Source organism: Microbacterium luteum (assembly GCF_015277875.1).
Lineage (GTDB): Bacteria > Actinomycetota > Actinomycetes > Actinomycetales > Microbacteriaceae > Microbacterium > Microbacterium luteum.
The window spans coordinates 1312109-1329848 of sequence record NZ_CP063814.1; the positions used below are offsets into that span (position 1 = coordinate 1312109).

12 protein-coding genes are annotated in these 17740 nt (G+C 72.1%); 6 read left to right on the forward strand and 6 right to left on the reverse strand.

Going from position 1 to position 17740, the window contains the following annotated elements; genetic code table 11:
• Positions 1-28: 28 nt before the first annotated feature.
• On the reverse strand, positions 29-1450 hold the full coding sequence (locus IM777_RS06390; protein WP_071042936.1) for an aminopeptidase P family protein: 1422 nt from the start codon (positions 1448-1450) through the stop codon (positions 29-31).
• Between the two features lie 43 nt (positions 1451-1493).
• Positions 1494-2519, reverse strand: a complete 1026-nt coding sequence (locus IM777_RS06395; RefSeq protein WP_071042937.1) for an endonuclease/exonuclease/phosphatase family protein — start codon at positions 2517-2519, stop codon at positions 1494-1496.
• A 119-nt stretch (positions 2520-2638) separates the two neighbouring features.
• On the opposite strand from IM777_RS06395, the gene IM777_RS06400 reads away from it, so the two are divergent.
• A complete protein-coding gene (locus IM777_RS06400; RefSeq protein WP_194384981.1) occupies positions 2639-3502 on the forward strand; it encodes a PHP domain-containing protein in 864 nt (287 codons plus the stop codon).
• Between the two features lie 13 nt (positions 3503-3515).
• On the opposite strand, the gene IM777_RS06405 is transcribed toward IM777_RS06400, so the two are convergent.
• Complete coding sequence (locus tag IM777_RS06405) at positions 3516-4985, reverse strand: DEAD/DEAH box helicase (protein WP_071042939.1); 1470 nt, start codon at positions 4983-4985, stop codon at positions 3516-3518.
• A gap of 215 nt (positions 4986-5200) precedes the next feature.
• Between IM777_RS06405 and IM777_RS06410 the strand changes: the two genes are divergently transcribed.
• The gene (locus tag IM777_RS06410; protein WP_071042940.1) at positions 5201-5914 is read left to right on the forward strand and encodes a ferritin-like fold-containing protein; all 714 of its coding nucleotides are present in this window, start codon (positions 5201-5203) and stop codon (positions 5912-5914) included.
• A 30-nt stretch (positions 5915-5944) separates the two neighbouring features.
• On the opposite strand, the gene IM777_RS06415 is transcribed toward IM777_RS06410, so the two are convergent.
• Positions 5945-6235: a hypothetical protein gene (locus IM777_RS06415; protein WP_071042941.1), complete on the reverse strand. Its 291-nt coding sequence runs from the start codon at positions 6233-6235 to the stop codon at positions 5945-5947.
• A gap of 3 nt (positions 6236-6238) precedes the next feature.
• On the reverse strand, positions 6239-6463 hold the full coding sequence (locus tag IM777_RS06420; protein ID WP_071042942.1) for a DUF3107 domain-containing protein: 225 nt from the start codon (positions 6461-6463) through the stop codon (positions 6239-6241).
• 174 nt (positions 6464-6637) lie between these two features.
• Between IM777_RS06420 and IM777_RS06425 the strand changes: the two genes are divergently transcribed.
• On the forward strand, positions 6638-9811 hold the full coding sequence (locus IM777_RS06425; RefSeq protein ID WP_194385472.1) for an ATP-dependent DNA helicase: 3174 nt from the start codon (positions 6638-6640) through the stop codon (positions 9809-9811).
• Positions 9808-13113 carry an ATP-dependent helicase gene (locus tag IM777_RS06430; protein WP_194384982.1) on the forward strand — a complete coding sequence of 1102 codons (3306 nt, stop codon included), beginning with the start codon at positions 9808-9810 and terminating at the stop codon, positions 13111-13113. The genes IM777_RS06425 and IM777_RS06430 overlap by 4 nt, the downstream gene beginning before the upstream one ends.
• 18 nt (positions 13114-13131) lie before the next feature.
• On the opposite strand, the gene IM777_RS06435 is transcribed toward IM777_RS06430, so the two are convergent.
• A complete protein-coding gene (locus IM777_RS06435; protein ID WP_194384983.1) occupies positions 13132-14556 on the reverse strand; it encodes a phosphotransferase in 1425 nt (474 codons plus the stop codon).
• Positions 14557-14633: 77 nt separating this feature from the next.
• Here IM777_RS06435 and nudC point away from each other — a divergent pair, with 77 nt between their 5' ends.
• Together nudC and IM777_RS06445 are read left to right on the forward strand one after the other, a co-directional pair.
• On the forward strand, positions 14634-15539 hold the full coding sequence (gene nudC, locus IM777_RS06440; RefSeq protein ID WP_071042945.1) for an NAD(+) diphosphatase: 906 nt from the start codon (positions 14634-14636) through the stop codon (positions 15537-15539).
• The gene (locus IM777_RS06445) at positions 15536-17296 is read left to right on the forward strand and encodes an ATP-dependent helicase (protein ID WP_194384984.1); all 1761 of its coding nucleotides are present in this window, start codon (positions 15536-15538) and stop codon (positions 17294-17296) included. The genes nudC and IM777_RS06445 overlap by 4 nt, the downstream gene beginning before the upstream one ends.
• Positions 17297-17740 lie beyond the last annotated feature (444 nt).

Here is a 17740-nt window from a genome sequence, read left to right on the forward strand (position 1 = left end):
GGCGGGCTCTTCGGTGTAGCTCACGGCGTCAGGATGTCGCCCGCGCGATCCAGGCCTCGACCTCGTCGGCGGTGCGGGGGATCGCCGCAGAGAGGTTCTCCACGCCGTCCTCGGTCACCAGCACGTCGTCCTCGATGCGCACACCGATGCCGCGGTATTCCTCCGGCACCGTCAGGTCGTCGATCTGGAAGTACAGTCCGGGCTCGATCGTGAACACCATGCCCGGCTCGAGCAGTCCGTCGTAGTACATCTCGCGGCGGGCCTGTGCGCAGTCGTGCACGTCGATGCCGAGGTGGTGACTCGTGCCGTGCACCATGTAGCGGCGGTGCTGCCCGCCGCGGTCGGCGTCGAGGGCCTCCTCCGCCGTCACCGGCAGGAGCCCCCACTCGGCGACCCGGGCGGCGATCACCTCCATGGCGGCCGCGTGGACGTCGCGGAACCTCACCCCGGGCCGGGCGACGGCGAACGCGGCGTCCGCCGCCTCGCGCACCGTCTCGTAGACACGCCGCTGGGTGTCGGTGAAGGAGCCGGAGACCGGGAGCGTGCGGGTGATGTCGGCGGTGTAGAGACTGTCGACCTCGACGCCGGCGTCGACGAGGATGAGATCCCCCGGCGCGACCGCCCCGTCGTTTCGCGTCCAGTGCAGGTAGCACGCGTGCGGCCCCGAGGCGGCGATGGTGTCGTAGCCCTCACCGTTGCCGTCGCTGCGGGCGCGCAGGTGGAAGACGCCCTCCACGACGCGCTCGCCGCGAGGGTGGGCGACGGCACGGTCGAGATGGCGCACGATGTCGTCGAAGCCGCGAGCGGTCGCATCCACCGCGAGGCGCATCTGGGCGATCTCGTAGTCGTCCTTGATCAATCGAAGCTCGGAGACGGCACGCGTGAGGTCCTCATCCTCGCCGAGGACGAGGTCGTCCTCGGCGCCGGCGAAGTCGTCGATGTGCGCGGTCGCGATGCCGAGGTCGACGGCGACGCCCTCCCGCGCGGGACGGGGGCCGATCCAGAACTCCCCGATCGACGCGTCGGCGTAGAACTCAGCGGTGGTGCGGTCGGCGCGCTCGCGGAAGTACAGCGTCGCCGTGTGACCGTCCGCGACCGGGTCGAGCACGAGAACGGAGTCCGGCTCGGAGTCGGAGGCCCAGCCGGTCAGGTGGGCGAAGGCCGAGTGGGCGCGGAAGAGGTAGTCGGTGTCGTTGCTCCGCTGCTTCAGCGAGCCCGCGGGGATCACCAGCCTTCTTCCGGGGAACGACGAAGACAGCTTCTTGCGCCGGGCTGCCGCGAAGGGGGCCTGGTCACGCTGCGGCGGTGCGGAATCCGGCCGCGGGGCCCACCCGGTGGAGATGGTGTCGAGGAAGCCCTGCGGAAAGGGCTGCCGACGATTGGTGCCGCTGTCGTGCGTGGTCTCCGCCGTCTCGGTCGCCGCGATCGTGTCGCTGTCGCCAGTGCTCATCTGTTCAGTCTCGCACTTGTGAGCCCGGGCGTCACCGGGCCGATCATCGGGGCTCGTACTGCACCACGAGAGGTCGGTGGTCGCTGCCCGAGCCGTCGGTCGACTGCAGCACGAGCGACCCGGTCGCCACCCATGACGGCGATGCGAGGATGTGGTCGATGGGTGCGCCCACGTGGGAGGGCAGCTGCGAAGGCCACGTGCCGACGGCGCCGTTGCCGGTCTCCGAGGCCGCGTCCAGGCATCGACCCAGCGTGCCGCCGTCGATTCCGTAGGCGGCAAGATGGTCGACCGTGGCGTTGAAGTCACCCGCCATGATGACGTTGTCCTCGGCGCACTGGTCGGCGAGCCACTGCAGGTCGCTGCGCCACTGCGCCATGTCGTCGACGCGCGGGGCGACCGCGTGGGCCGCGACGACGGTCGGACCGTCGCCGGAGGTCGGCATCACGACCGCGCTCGGGACGGTCGAGGTGTTGCTCGAGCCGTCCTGCGAGGATTCGATGACGGCGTAGTCCCCGAGGTCGGGGGAGATGAGGATCGTCGTCGAGAGGGCATCCCATCCGGCGTCCTGGCTGCCGAACGTGGCGTGGTGCACCCACATGGGGCGCCCATAGTCCCGCATCGCGATCGCGACCTGCTCACCTGTCTCCGCGCTCGTCTCGGGCAGGGTGACGATGTCGGCCTGCATCGCCACGGCGATCTCGGCTATCGACGCCGCCGACGTGTTCCCGCTCCCGGCGGTGTTCCAGGTCATCACCCGGATGCTCTCCTCGGTCGACGCGGGGAGGGCCTCGGTGCCCCACCCGCGCCCGTACAGGATCGCGCCGTTGCCGGCCGCGGCCAGCAGGCACACGATCGCGAGGGTCGTGGCGAACGCCCGGAGCGGTCGGATCAGCGCGACCAGCAGCGCCAGCAGGGCGAGCACCACGAAGGCGGCTGCGACGAGGCCTCGGAAGGAGACGATCTGCGCGATGGGGAATCGGTCCTGGACGCGGAACACGTCGGGTACCGTCACGATCGCCGCCGCGAGCGCGAACGCCGCAGCGGCGACGAACCCGAACACGCGCAACACGACACGAACCCTATTCGCGCAGACTGAAAGAAGCGTCAAGGTCGGCACGGTGCGCCCTGGATCGCCCTTCCGGCCGGGCATCGGACGCCAGGGCGCTGGCGGACGCTACCCTCGGAAGAATGCAGCGGTCGGGTCGATGTGAGGGGCCGGGCGATCTGCATCTGCACTCGACGCACTCCGACGGGACCGAGCCGCCCGCGCAGGTCATGGCCGCAGCCCACGCGCACGGCATGCGCACCGTGGCGCTCACCGATCACGACACGACCTCCGGGTGGGCGGAGGCGGCAGACGCCGCGACGTCGCTGGGCATGACGTTCGTGCCCGGCATGGAGATGTCCTCGCAGCACGAGTGGCGCAGCATCCACGTGCTCGCCTACCTGTTCGACCCGGACGAGCCGCGCCTGCGCGCGATGACCGACCGCGTGCGTCGCTCGCGGCTGCAGCGAGCTCGGATCATGGCCGACCGCATCGCGCGCGACTACGACATCACGTGGGAGGACATCGTCGCCCAGACGAGCACCGGCGCGACCGTCGGACGCCCGCACATCGCCGACGCCCTCATCGCCCGCGGCGTCGTCGCCGACCGCGGCGAGGCGTTCTCGACGATCCTCGCAACGGGCGGCGACTACTACGTGTCGCTGTTCTCGCCCGACCCGGTCGAGGCGGTCGAGCTCATTGTGGGCGCCGGGGGAGTGGCGATCATCGCGCATCCGGCCGGCCGGGCCGGGATCCCGCCCAAGCGCCTGCTGACACGCATGCTGGATGCGGGACTTGCCGGCTTCGAGCTCGGTCACCGCGAGAACCTCCCGGCCGCGGTGGCGACACTGCGCGCGCTCGCCGACGAGCGGGATCTGATCGTCACCGGATCCAGCGACTACCACGGGCTCGGAAAACCCAATCAGCCGGGAGAGCACACCACGAGCGAGGCGATGCTCGAGCGACTGATCGACCGCGGGACGGGCTGCGCGCCGGTCTTACCGTGAGCGGTGATGCCGCTCAGGCGGTGCCGGCCGCGCCCTCGCGCGGGCCGCGCGGTCCTCGCCGGCGACGGCGGCGCGGCGCGGGGCGTCCGTCGTGGTGCTCCTTGCCCTGACCGTCGTGCGTGCCGGCCCCGTCGCTCTCGCGGTCGGATGCGTCCGCGCCGCGCGCGGCTTCGCCCTCAGCCGGGCGGGGTCCGCCGTCGGATCCGGTGCTGCGGCGGCGGCGACGGCGTCGCGGCGACCCGTCGCCGCCGTCACCGGCTTCGCGTCGGGGTCCGTCGGCCTTCTGGGCCTTCGGAGCGGTCGCCATGCGCCCCTTCGTGCCCGCCGGGATGTCGAGGTCCGTGTACAGGTGCGGGCTCGACGAGTAGGTCTCGGTCGGCTCGGGCTGGCCGAACTCCAGCGCTCGGTTGATGAGCGCCCACTTGTGCAGGTCGTCCCAGTCGACGAAGGTCACCGCGATGCCCGTGCGCCCGGCCCGGCCGGTGCGGCCCGCGCGGTGCAGGTAGGTCTTCTCGTCGTCGGGGATGGTGTGGTTGATCACGTGTGTGACGTCGTTGACGTCGATGCCGCGCGCAGCGACGTCGGTGGCGATCAGGACATCCTTCTTGCCCGCCTTGAACGAGGCCATCGAGCGTTCCCGCGCCTCCTGGCTCATGTCGCCGTGCACAGCGGCGGCGTTGAAGCCCCGGTCGCCCAGTTCGTCGACGAGCTTCTGCGCGGCCCGCTTGGTGCGGGTGAAGATCACCGTCTTGCCGCGGCCTTCGGCCTGCAGGATGCGCGCGATGACCTCGTCCTTGTCGAGCGAGTGGGCGCGGTAGACGAGATGGCGGATGTTCGCCTGGGTGAGACCCTCGTCGGGGTCGTTCGCCCGCATGTGGATCGGGTTGGACATGAAACGCCGGGCGAGGGTGACGATCGGCCCCGGCATGGTCGCGGAGAACAGCTGCGTGTGGCGCACGGCCGGCACCTTCTGGAAGATCTTCTCGATGTCGGCGAGGAAGCCGAGGTCGAGCATCTTGTCGGCCTCGTCCAGCACGACCTCGGTGGCGTTGGAGAGATCGAGCAGACGCTGATTGTTGAGGTCGATCAGGCGTCCGGGCGTGCCGACGACGATCTGTGCTCCGGCCTTCAGCTGGTCGATCTGACCCTCGTAGGCCTTGCCGCCGTAGATCGCCACCACCGAGGTGGAGCGGTTCGAGGTCAGCATGTCCATGTCTTCGTAGACCTGCACCGCGAGCTCACGCGTGGGCACGACGATGAGCGCCTTCACCCCCGGCTCGGGGTTGTGGCCAAGACGCTGGACGACGGGGATGCCGAACCCGAACGTCTTGCCGGTGCCGGTCTTGGCCTGCCCGATGATGTCCTGCCCCGGCAGGCCCAGCGGGATCGTCTGCTCCTGGATGGGGAACGCGTCGACGATTCCTCGTGCGGCGAGGGCGTCGACGATGTCCTGGTCGACGCCGAGTTCGGCGAAGGTGGTCACGGTGTGGGAACCCGTCCGGCAGTGAGACGCTGCCTGTGGTCGGCCCCGGGCGCATCCGTGGCGCACGCTGGGGCGAAAGTGTGTCCACGCCCTTCTCTCAACCACGGGCGCGGTGCCCCGATCCGACGCCGGGGACCGAACCAGGATAGCCGAGGGCGCCGCGCACGCCGCGCGGCGGGCCGCGCGGACCCGCGTGGCGGCCTAAGGTGGAGGCCGTGGTGACCTGGTTCTGGCAGCGGCGTCCGCAGGGGCGCCTGCTTCAGCTTCGCTCCCGCGGCGAGCTCGGCGACGCGATGCGGGTGGACTTCGAGGAACTCGCCCCGGAGATCGCCACCTACCTCGGCCAGGCCGCCTATCTTCAGCTGGGGTTCTTCGAGACGCTGAGCGAGCTCATCCAGACCACGCCGGAGCTCGCGCAGAAGGAGGCCGTGTCGCGCGCCGCGGGTGCCGCGCTGACCAAGCACGAGGAGCTGGTGGCGCTCATCCGCGATCGCGGTGAGGACCCCACCAATCTGATGCTGCCGTTCCGCGAGCCGCTCGATGCCTTCCGGCGGGCGACGCACGGTCGACGGCCGCAGGAGACGATGCTCTCCGTGCACATCACCGCGGGGCTGCTCGATGACTTCTACCTCGCCCTCTCGGCCAGCTACGGCGAGGCCGGCCGCCGCGTGGCTCGTGTGCTTCGCGCCGACAACGACCGCCAGGCGATCGTCGACATCGTCGCCGAGACGATCGCCAGCGACCCCGAGTGGAAGGCGCTCCTTGCCATGTGGGGGAGACGCCTGGTGGGCGACACCCTTCTGATCGCCCGATCGGCTCTTCGCCCGACCGCGCTCGACGCCGACGACGAGGAGAAGGTCGAGCCGGTCTTCACCGAGCTCATGGCAGCTCATTCACGACGCATGGACGCGATGGGCCTGGCTGCCTGAGGGCCCGGCCGGGTGTTCCGGCTACGACCGTCAGTCGATTCCGAGCGCTGCCCTCTCGCGGGCATCGTGCGTCAGGCGAACCCTCGCCAGCAGAAGCGCCGCCGGCCAGCACACCACCGCCGGCACGACGAACGCCGACAGCCACGGCCACAGCGAGTCGATGCCGATGCCGGCCCAGGTCAGGGCGAGCCACGCCACCCCGGCGGCGATGGTGCCGAGAACCGGGATGACCGCCGCCCCGCGCGTCTGGCGATGGGGCACCTGGAGGTGAGCGGCGATCCCGATCGCCGCGCCGATGATGAGGGCGATGAGGATCTGCATCGATCAGGCGACGAAGCCGACGCGGCGGGATTCCTCGCTGCCGAGCTCGACGTAGGCGAGCGCCGCGGTGGGCACCAGGTAGGAGTTGCCCTTCGCGTCGGCGAACTCGATGTGCGCGGCGCCGGAGTCCAGAGCCGTCGCGACGGAGCTCTTCACGTCGGCGGCCGACTCGTTCGTGTCGAAGTTCAGCTCACGTCCGGTGTTCGCGATGCCGATGCGGATCTCCACGTCACATACCTCCTGGCGACTCGGGCCGGTACGGCCCGCACCCGCGGGGTTCTGCGGGTGCACGGCCAGCCTACGGCACCCGCACGCCCGGCTCCCGGGCCTCGCGCACGCTCTGGGCGAACGCGCGCGGGCCGGGACCGGGATGTCGGCGGCGGCGGCTAGCGTCGTGGCGTGATGACTTCCGTCGCGAGCGCCTTCCCCGCGTCCGCCGCCGACGCCGCGTCCGGCCCAGGGGTGCGCGCGGAGAACCTCGACGATGCGCAGCGCGCGGTCGTGGCGTCGGCGATCGGGGCATCCGGAGTCGTCGTCGGCGCACCGGGCACGGGCAAGACCACCGCCGTCGTCGCCCGCGTCGTGGCGCTCGTCGAACGCGGGGTCGACCCGGACGAGATCGTCGTGCTCACGCCCTCCCGGCAGACCGCGACGGCGTTGCGGGACCGCCTGGCCGTCGCGGTCGGCACGGCGACGTCGGGGCCGCTCGCGCGGTCGGTGGCCTCCTTCGCGTTCGCGATCGTGCGATCGTGCGCCGTCGCGGCGGGCGCCGAGCCGCCCCAGCTCCTCACCGGCGGCGACGAGGACCAGATCATCCACGACATGCTCGACGGCGACGCAGAGGACGAAGCGCTGCCGGGGGCGGTGAGCCGATGGCCGTCCGGGCTCGGGGCCGGCATCCGTGACACCACGGGTTTCCGATCCGAGGTGCGCGCCTTCCTCGCCGAATGCGCGACGCTCGGGCTGGACCCTGTGCGGCTGGACGCTCTCGCAGCCGACCACGACGTCGCGGAGTGGCGCGCGATGGCGTCGTTCCAGCGCGAGTACGTGCGCGTGCGCGCCGGGATGCGCGGCGCCCATCGCGATGCCGCGGGCCTGGTCCGCGAGGCGGTCAGCCTGGTCGCAGCGGGAGCGGTGGGGGTGGAATCGATCGCGCGCATCCGTCATCTGCTCGTGGACGACGCCCAGGAGATGACGGCCGGGGCCGTCGATCTCCTCGACGCCTGCCGTGCGCGCGGCATGAGCGTGCTCGCGTTCGGTGACCCCGATGTCGGTTCCGGAGCGTTCCGCGGCGCGACGCCGCAGAACTTCGCCCGCCTGGCGCGCGTCCTCGGGTCGGTCGCTGTGCTCGGCGCCGCGCACCGGGGCACAGCGCACTCGACCGACGTCGTTCGCCGGGTCACCCAGCGGATCGGAGCCGCGGGGGTCGTCGCGCACCGATCCGCGCCGGGGGATACCGTGCCCGACGGATCTGTGCGCGCCGTGACGGTCCGCTCCGCCGCCGAGGAGTACGACGTCATCGCCCGGATGCTGCGGGAGCGACACGTGCACGACGGCGTTCCGTGGCGCGAGCTCGCCGTGATCGCCCACGACACCCGTCAGGTGACCGGTCTGCAGGCCGAACTGTCTGCGCGTGACGTGCCCGCCCTCTCGCCCGGTTCCGCCCAGGCCCTCGGACAGATCGCACCCGTGCGCGATCTGCTGCGCCTGATCGAGATGGCCGCCGCCGACCGGTGGAGCGCGGATGAAGTCACGGACGCGCTCCTCGGCGTGACCGGGCGACTCGACCCGATCGAGCTGCGCCGGCTGCGGTCCGCCCTCCGGCACGCCGAGGTGGCCGCCGGCGGCGAGCGTGCGGGTCGGGAGCTCCTGCTGGCCGCGATGCGCAGCCCCGTCGAGTTCGACATCATCGATGCGCGCGAGGCGCGACGCGCCGCCGCGCTCGCGCGGACCCTGGCTCATCTCCGCGACGAGCTGGAGCGGGGTGCGAGCGCCCACGAGCTGCTGTGGGCGGCGTGGGAGCGGTCCGGCCTGCAGAAGCCGTGGGCGCGGACCGCAGCGGGTCACGGTCCGATCGCGGATCAGGCCGGGCGGGACCTCGACGCCGTCGTCGCGCTCTTCCAGGCGGCGAAGCGGTTCGGTGAGCGCTCCGTCGACGCCGACCCGCGTGTCTTCGTGCGCAGCGTGCTCGATGCGCGTGTCGCCGAGGACCGACTCGATCCGCCTCCGCACGACGACGTCGTGCGCGTGCTCACTCCGGCGGCGTCGCTCGGGCTCGAGTTCGACACCGTCGTCGTCGCCGGCGTTCAGGAGGGGGTGTGGCCGAACACCCGCCTGCGCGGAGGACTGCTGCACACCTGGCGCCTGGCCGACGCTCTCTCGCGCGATGACGAGCATGCCCCGTCGACCCTGGACCGACGTCGCGCCGCGATGCACGACGAGCTGCGGCTGCTGGTGCGGGCGCTCAGCCGCTCCCGGGCGCGCACCGTCGTGACCGCGGTGGACGACGACGACACCGGCCCGAGCGTTTTCTTCGAGTTCCTCCCGCCCGCCGAGTCGGTCGCCGTCGAGCATCCGCTGTCGCTGCGCGGCCTCGTCGCCGCCCATCGGCGCACGCTCACGACGACGCGCGCGATCCTCGACCCCGGCGCGGCGGCGGCCGCTCGCGCGCACGCGGCCGCACAGCTGGCCCTGCTCGCCGACGCGGAGGTGCCCGGGGCGGACCCGACGCACTGGTACGGCGTTGCCGGACCGACCTCCACCGGCCCGCTGCGCGACCTCGAGCGCGAGCACATCCGCGTGTCCCCCTCACGCCTCCACGCGCTGGAGGAGTGCGAGCTCAACTGGGTGATCGCCGACCTCGGTGGAGACCCGGGCGGCGTCACGGCGGGGCTCGGCACGATCGTCCACGCGGCGCTCGAGCATGCCGTCGAGACGTCGGAAGAGGCGCTGTGGGCCGTCGTCGAGGCGCGCTGGGGCGAGCTCGCCTTCGAAGCCGGCTGGCGTGAGCGCGCCGAGAAGGCGCGTGCGCGCGACCTCATCCGGCGCCTGCACGCCTATCTGCGCCGCTTCGACGGCGACGGGGGTCGCCTGATCGGCGCGGAACCGCACTTCGAGGTCCCCCTCGCCGTCGTCGGTGCCGAGGACGCACCTCACGGCATCGTGCTCTCGGGATACATCGACCGCGTCGAGCTCACGCCGGAGGGCACTGTCGTGATCGTCGACCTCAAGACCGGGAAGCGGGAACCGCAGACGGACGCGAAGGTGGCCGACAACCCGCAGCTGGCCGCGTACCAGCTCGCGTTCGAGTCCGGTGCCATTCCCGAGGCGGTGGGGCATCCCCCGGGCGGCGCGCAGCTGCTCGTGCTGCGACCCACGTCGAAGGCGGACTACGTCACGCCACGCCAGCCGCCGTTCGACGAGGAACGCCGCGCGGCGTTCCACGCCCGCATCCAGGAGGCCGTCGCCGTCATGCGGGCGACGTCCTTCGCCGCACCCTACGAGGAGCACTGCCGCGACGAGCACGCCTACGGGCTGTGCCGCATCCACACCATCGGGGCGGTGAGCGCGTCGTGACCGTTCCCGCCGTCGTCCTCGCCGCGGCGCTCGGTCAGTACCCTCCGACGCCGGAGCAGACCGCCGTCATCGAAGCCCCGCTCGCTCCGGCGCTCGTGGTCGCGGGAGCCGGGAGCGGCAAGACCGAGACGATGTCGGGACGGGTGGTGTGGCTCGTCGCGAATCGACTCGTGCGCCGGGACGAGGTACTCGGTCTCACCTTCACGCGCAAGGCCGCCGGTGAACTCGCCGACCGCATCCAGAGGCGGCTGGCGCGGCTGGCCGAGTTCGACGCGCGAGGTCTACTGCCGCACCTCGAGCGCCTTCACGCCGAGGGGCGGCTCGAGGTGTTCGCACGCATCGAGCGCGCGGGGGGTCCGGCCCTCGCGCGACGTGCGGCGATGGAGGAGCTCGCCGTCGCCGTCGGCGCCACGCCGCGCGCGGCCGGAGAGCTCGACGACGAGTTGCTGCACCGGCCGACCGTGTCGACGTACAACGCGTTCGCCGACCAGATCGTGCGCGAACACGCCGTGCGTATCGGCCGCGACGCCGAAGCCGCGGTGCTGAGCGAGTCGGCGGCGTGGCTGCTCATGCGGCGCGTCGTCTTCGCGTCCGACGATGAGCGCCTCGAGGAGCGGGGCGAGGCGGTGCGATCCATCGTCGATGCGGCGCTGCGCATCGCACGCGACGCGGTGGACAATCTCGTCGACCCCGAGGAGCTCGCGGCGTTCCCCGAGCGCTTCTCGGGTGTGCTCGAGCGGCCCTCCACCACCAAGCGCACCGTCGTCTACAGAGACGTCGAGGTCGCCGAGAACAACGTGCGCGCGCTGACGCTGCTGTCCGACCTCGCGCGCGAGTACGCGGCGCAGAAGCGACGCCTCGGCGTCATCGACTTCTCCGATCAGGTCGCCGGCGCCCTCGAGGTGGTCGCGGCGCATCCGCCGGCGGCCGACGAACTGCGCGACCGCTATCGGGTCGTGCTGCTGGATGAGTACCAGGACACCTCCGTCGCCCAGACCGATCTGCTTGCGTCTCTGTTCGCCGGAACGGCGGTGATGGCCGTCGGGGATCCGCATCAGGCGATCTACGGCTGGCGGGGGGCGAGTGCCGGCAACCTCGGCGGATTCGTCGACGCATTCGCTTCGGAGCAGACCTGCGCGCGCTTCGCGCTCCTGACGAGCTGGCGAAACGGCATCGGCGTCCTCGACGCCGCGAACGCGGTGCTCGCGCCGCTCGCCACCTCCTCGCCGGTCGCCGTCGCCGAGCTCCGGCCGCGACCGGATGCACCGGCTGGGGAGGTCGAGATCGGCTTCGACGACGCGCTGGACGCCGAGACCGATCGGGTGGCACGGTGGTTCACCCGGGTCCGCGCGGAGCGTTCCGCGCGAGGACGTGCGACCACCGGTGCGATCCTGTTCCGATCCAAGAAGCACATGGTGCGCTTCGGCGACGCCCTCGCGCGGCACGGCATCCCGCATCGCATCCTGGGCCTCGGCGGCCTGCTGTCGACCCCCGAGGTCGTCGATGTCGTGAGCGCACTCCGGGTGATCAGCGACCCGTCGGCGGGCTCGGCCCTCATCCGACTCCTGGCCGGTCCGCGCTGGAGCATCGGGCTGCCGGACCTGCGCGAGCTGTCGGCGCTGTCTCGACGTATCGCGTCGCACGACGAGGCGCTGCGGCCCCTTCCGGCAGAGGTCGTGGCGACGATCCGCGGAAGCGCCGCGGACGATGCCGGGTCGTTGTCGGACGCTCTCGACTTCGTCGTGCGCCACGGCCCAGACCACGGCTGGCTCTCGGGGTTCACCCGCGAAGCGGTGACGCGCCTCACCGAGGCGGGCGCGGTCTTCGCGGGACTCCGTCGTGCCGTCGGCATGCCCCTACCCGAGCTCGTGCGCCTCATCGAGAGCGAGCTGCGCCTGGACATCGAGCTCGCCGCCAACGAGTCTCGCGGACCCGCGCGCATCGCCTCGGCCCAGCTGCGCGCATTCGTCGACGAGCTGCACGCCTTCCTCGCCGCCGACGAGACCGGTTCGATCGCGAGCCTCCTCGCGTGGCTCGATCACGCCGAGCAGCTCGACGAGTTCGCGCCGCGCACCGAGCCGCCCGAGGACGACGTCGTGCAGCTGCTCACGATCCACGGGTCCAAGGGGCTGGAATGGGACGCCGTGGCCGTGGTGCGGCTCGTGAAGGACGAACTGCCCAGCGCCCCGCGCGACACGAAGGGCTGGCTCGGCTTCGGCGTGCTCCCTTACGCTTTCCGCGGCGACGCCGCCTGGCTTCCGGACTTCCGGTGGCGCGCGGACCTCGCCGAGACCCAGCAGGACCTCAAGACGAATCTCGACGCCTTCGTGGCCGAGAACCGTGCCCGTCAATTCGACGAGGACCGGCGGCTCGCCTACGTCGCGGTCACACGCGCGCGGGATCACCTGCTCCTGACCGGCTCGACGTGGTCCGGCACCAAGCGTCCTCGCGAACGGAGCGTCTTCCTCGAAGAGGTCGCTCGCGCGATCGGCACGGAGCTCCCCGCGGACGAGGTCGGCGAGAACCCGTATCTCGGCGAACGACGCGTGCTGCACTGGCCTCTCGATCCGCTCGGGGAGCGACGCGAGCTGGTCCTGTCCGCCGCGGGCGCGGTCGGTGACGCGATCAGCGCGCCGCGCACCCGGCCCGACGACGATCTGGCCCTGCTCCTGGCCGAACGCGAAGCTCGCGCGCGACCCCGTTCGGGCGGTGCGCCCACGCGCATCGCGGCATCCCGCTACAAGGACTTCGTGTCGGACTACGACGGCACCGTCGCGCGGCTGTCACGGCCGTTGCCGGAACGACCGTACCGGCAGACCCGGCTCGGGACGCTGTTCCATGCGTGGGTCGAGCACCGGTCGGGCCTCGTGGGCGCGGGAGGATCCCTCGACGACGCCCTGTGGGAGTCGGACGACGAGTCGGCCGACGCTCCGGCTGCCGGCGACGCCGATGCGGATGCGCTCGGCGCGCTGCGGCGCACGTTCGAGCGCAGCGAGTGGGCACCGCTGCAGCCTCTCGAGGTCGAATCCGAGATCGACTTCACCATCGCCGACCTCGACGGCGCCACGCACGTGGTCATCTGCAAGCTCGACGCGGTCTACCGCCGCGACGACCGCGACGGACGGATCGAGATCGTCGACTGGAAGACCGGCGCGCCGCCGCGGAACGACGCCGAACGCGCCGAGCGCATGCTGCAGCTGGAGCTCTACCGTCGGGCCTACCACCACAAGCACGGTGTTCCGCTCGCAGAGATCGACGTGGCGCTGTACTACGTCGCCGACGATCTCGTGCTGCGCGCCTGACCCGGCCGGAGGGGTGCTTCAGTCGGCGAGCCAGCGGCGGAGCGCGGCGTCGGATGCTCGCTGCGCTTCGGCCGCATCGTCGGGCTCTTCGGGGTCATCGGCGGTGCGGGTGGCGGCGCGGCGGGCCGTGTCGGACCCGGTGGCGGTGACCAGGGGTCGCGGCACGTCGCGCTCGGTGATCGGGGCGCGTGAGACGGGTGCGGGCAGGTCTTCGTCGGCCAGCGGCGCGGTCTCGGCGAAGGTGATATCCGACCAGATCGGCTCGGGAGCCTTCACCTCCGGCGCATCATCATCCACCGGCTGCTCATCGAGGAGGGGTCCGGTCGCCGATCGCGCCCGCTCGACGGCACCGGCCAGATCGGTCGTCGACTGAGCATCGTCATCCGAGAGCCACGTCGACAGCTCCTCGGGATCGTACGTGTCGGTGTGCATCGACGTGTCCACGCCCGCGGCGGGAGCCTCGGGCGTGCGGTCCAGGAGCGCCAGGGCCTCGTCGACGCTCGAGCCCGCCCGGGGCACCACATCGTCGTGCCCGACCCCCTCGGCGAGCGACTCCAGCAGTTCCACGGCGTCGTGGACGATGTCTTCGCGCCCCGATTCGTCGCCGTGGACGAGCCAGCGTGCGAATTCCAGCTCGGCGTACATGCGGGCACGCTCGCGCACCAGGCCGTCCGGTGCGCGCCCGCTCGCCGCGCCGTAGGCGTCGAGGACGTCGTCGGCGGCGTCGGGCGCCCCCGCGAGCCATTGCAGATCGACAGCCGGGTCTCCGACCTGGAGCCCCTGCCACTCCAGCAGACCCACGACGGCGGGTGCATCGTCCACCTCATCGAAGAGGAACGAGGCCGCGGTCGCTCCGCCGAGCGTCACCGCCGACTCGAAGCGCCAGAGCTGCTCCGACGACACCGCGCGGCGCCATCTCGCCAAGAGCGGAGCGGGGACCCGACGCGTCGCCTCAGCGCGATCGAGCAGGCGCGTGACGTCGTCTCGTACCTGCGAGGGGGTGCGCACCGGCAATCCCTCGGCGCGGACGATCGACGGGGGCAGGCCGTGCAGTGCGGCGAGGGCTTCACCCAGTGAGGTGGCCACACCGCGCCCGGCGGGGATGTGAGCGGCATCCACCCGGTACCCCTCGAGGAGGTCGACCACCAGCACGCGGTGCGCGTCGAGCGACGTCTCGCCCAGAAGCTCGGGCGCGCGGTACGGCAGCAGACTGCGCACGCCCGGCGTGAGCGCCCGCAGCGCCCGGGCCTCGGCGGCCAGGTCGGCCGAGCCTGCGGCGTCCACGGGCACGCGGACCACCACGCGTCGTCCGTCGTCGAGCTCGGCGACAGCCGCGTCGTACCGGCCGGCCGCTCCCTCGGTCAACGCTCTCACCGCGACCACGACGGCCTGCGGAAGAGCCGATGTCACCGTCGCGGCTAGAGTGAGAGGTGAGCGTGCCATGAGCCCAGGGTAGGTCGGTGACCCCCGCGCCCGGCCGCGCCACGCCCGGCTCCGCGACCAATGCAGGAAGGTCCTCGATGACGGCGCAATCGCATCCTCCCGTCGCCATCGGGCTGGCGGTCGACCGGTCGGCCGAGGAACGAACGCTCGACGGACTCATCGATGCGGCCGTGGCCGACAAGGACACGGTCGTGCTCGCGCTCGCTCGCGATGCGGCTCCGCTGGCCGCCCGCGACGCGCTGGCCTGGATGTCGCCCTGCGAGGTGCCCGCGCCCGATGAGTGGGCATTCCTCGGCCGTCGCCCCGACGGCCGTGCCGTGCTCGCCGCCGTCTACGTCGACGATGAGCCGCCGTTCGACGCTCCCGGCGGGTGGGGCGGGCTGCGGGTGGTGGGGGCCGACCTCGACCCCGCCGAGGCAAGCGTGTTCACCGAAGCGCTCAGCCTCGCCCGCTGGCTGCGCGATTCCCCCTTCTGCCCCGCGTGCGGTACGCGCACCGACGTGCGCATGTCCGGGTGGTCCCGACACTGCGCGTCCTGCGGGCGCGAGCACTTCCCCCGGACCGACCCCGCGGTGATCGTCGCGGTCACCCACCCGCACGATCCCGACCTGCTGCTGCTCGGCTCGAACGTGCTGTGGGGCGAGGACCGATTCTCCTGCTTCGCCGGGTTCAACGAGGCCGGGGAGTCCCTCGAGGACACCGTCGCGCGAGAGCTGTACGAAGAAGCGGGCGTCGCGTTGACGGATGTGCGCTACCGCGGGTCCCAGTCCTGGCCGTATCCCCGTTCGCTCATGGTCGGCTTCCTCGCCACGGCGGTCGACGCTCACGCGGTGCGCCCGGACGGCGAGGAGATCGTGGCGGTGCGGTGGTTCCACCGCGATGAGATCGGTGCCGCTCTGTCGGGCCGCGGCCCGGTGCAGCTCCCCGGGCCCGCTTCGATCTCGCGCCGCCTCATCGAAGGCTGGCACGGCGGGGTCGCGTGAGCGCGCTCGACGGACTGGACGACCGCCAGCGAGAAGCCGCACGCGCCCTGCGCGGGCCGGTCGCGGTGCTCGCGGGCGCGGGCACCGGCAAGACCCGGGTGATCACCCATCGCATTGCGCACGGCGTGGAGACGGGAGCTTTCACGCCGAATCGCGTGATGGCGGTCACCTTCACGGCGAAGGCGGCCGGCGAGATGCGCGGGCGGTTGCGGGCGCTCGGCGTCGGCGGGGTGAGCGCACGCACCTTCCATGCCGCGGCGCTGTCCCAGCTGAACTACTTCTGGCCCACGCTCGCCGGCGACAGCGCCCCGGCCGTCGTCGACAACAAAGTGCGGCTGCTCGCGCATGCCGCCGACACGGTGGGGATGGACCCGGACACCGGGACGCTTCGTGACATCGCGTCGGCGATCGAGTGGCGCAAGGTCACGATGCGTTCGATCGAGGATTATGCGACGGCGCGTCCCGACGGCGTCGGGCGCTACGACATCTCGCGCATCGTCGACCTGCAGCGGGCCTACGAGAAGCTCAAGGACGAACGGCGCCAACTCGACTTCGAGGACGTGCTTCTGGCGTGCGCGGGCATGCTCGAGACCGAACCGGCGGTCGCGCATGCCGTGCACGAGCAGTACCGCCACTTCACCGTCGACGAGTTCCAGGACGTCTCACCTCTGCAGCATCGGCTGCTCGAGCTCTGGCTCGGCGACCGCCGGGATCTGTGCGTGGTGGGGGACGCCAGTCAGACGATCTACTCCTTCGCCGGCGCCGACGCGCGGTATCTCCTGGAATTCGCCCATCGGCACGCGGACGCGACGGTCGTGCGTCTCGAAACGAGCTATCGGTCGGATGCGGGCATCCTGCACGCGGCCAACGAGCTCATGCGCGGTCGCCCCGGCGCGCTCCGGCTGGAGCCCTCGCGCGTCCCCGCGTCCGACGGGGCGGCCCGGGAGCCGGAGGCGACCGCCTACGAGGACGAAGCGGCCGAAGCCCGTGGAATCGCCGCGGCCGTCGCGCGGCGATTGAGCTCCGGCGCCGATCCCGCCTCGATCGCCGTGCTCTACCGCGCGCACGCGCAGTCGGCGGAGATCTCCGCCGCGCTGTCGGATGCGGGGGTGCCCACCACGGTGCTCGGCGGGCGGCGATTCTTCGACATGCCGGAGGTGCGACAGGCGGTGCTCGCCCTCCGCGGGGCATCGGTCGCGCCGATCGACGGCGACTTCGTCGACGCGGTGCGCGACGTGCTGCGCTCCCTCGGGTTCACCGCCGAGGCGCCTCCGGCCGGCGGCGCCCTCCGCGACGCCTGGGAGGCACGGGCTGCTCTGCTGCGCCTGGCCGAGGAGGCCCCCGAGGGCACGACCCTGCGTGCGTTCACCGATGAGCTCACCACCCGTGCCAAGACGCAGGACGAACCCGCGCTGCGCACGGTCACGCTGGCGACACTCCATGCGGCGAAGGGCCTCGAGTGGGACCACGTGCACCTGGCCGGTCTGGCCGAGGGACAGCTGCCCATCTCGTACGCGCAGTCCTTCGAGCAGATCGACGAGGAGCGTCGACTCGCCTACGTCGGGATCACGCGGGCACGGCGAACGCTGTCGCTGTCCTGGGCGCGGGGGGTGCGAGATCGGGATCCGTCGCGGTTCCTGCAGGAGATCGGCATCCGCAGCGCTCGGCCGGCCGGTGCATCCGCCGGGCCGGCGACGCGTCGGGGCGCAGCGCCCACGAGACCGTCCCAGCGACCGGGGGATGCGGCGCCTCGGTGAGCAGCCGAGCCGCGAACAGGCCGGCCTCGCCGGCGATCGCCGGCGACGAGGGCGGCGGGGGTGAGCCGAGGAGCTGCGCCGCCACGGCCGGCCACCACGGCTCGCGCTCCGTTCGAACGGTCGCGACGCACGTGAGGCATGCCGTCTTCCCCGGGAGGACGAGGGGGCCGACCTCGGCGCCGGAGCAGGTCGCCACGATCGGGAGGTGCCGGCGGTCATCCGCCATCAGCCGCGCCGTCACGCGCGGATCCAGCACGTGGGAGGCCACGACGATCAGGGGCGCGTGATCGTGGTCGACGATCCGAACGCCCGCGGCGACGAGACCGTCGTGGACGCCCGCGTAGACGCACGGGTCGACGGCTCCGCTCACGCGGAGCATCACCTGTTCGCCCGCCGGAGCGTCGTCGTCGCGCAGCGCCGGCGCGATCGCGGCGAGGAATTCCG

Coding starts and splice junctions, on each gene's coding strand:
- IM777_RS06390 (WP_071042936.1), bottom strand. CDS start 1,450: ATGAGCACTGGCGACAGCGACACGATCGCGGCGACCGAGACGGCGGAG.
- IM777_RS06400 (WP_194384981.1), top strand. CDS start 2,639: ATGCAGCGGTCGGGTCGATGTGAGGGGCCGGGCGATCTGCATCTGCAC.
- IM777_RS06415 (WP_071042941.1), bottom strand. CDS start 6,235: ATGCAGATCCTCATCGCCCTCATCATCGGCGCGGCGATCGGGATCGCC.
- IM777_RS06425 (WP_194385472.1), top strand. CDS start 6,638: ATGACTTCCGTCGCGAGCGCCTTCCCCGCGTCCGCCGCCGACGCCGCG.
- IM777_RS06435 (WP_194384983.1), bottom strand. CDS start 14,556: ATGGCACGCTCACCTCTCACTCTAGCCGCGACGGTGACATCGGCTCTT.
- nudC (WP_071042945.1), top strand. CDS start 14,634: ATGACGGCGCAATCGCATCCTCCCGTCGCCATCGGGCTGGCGGTCGAC.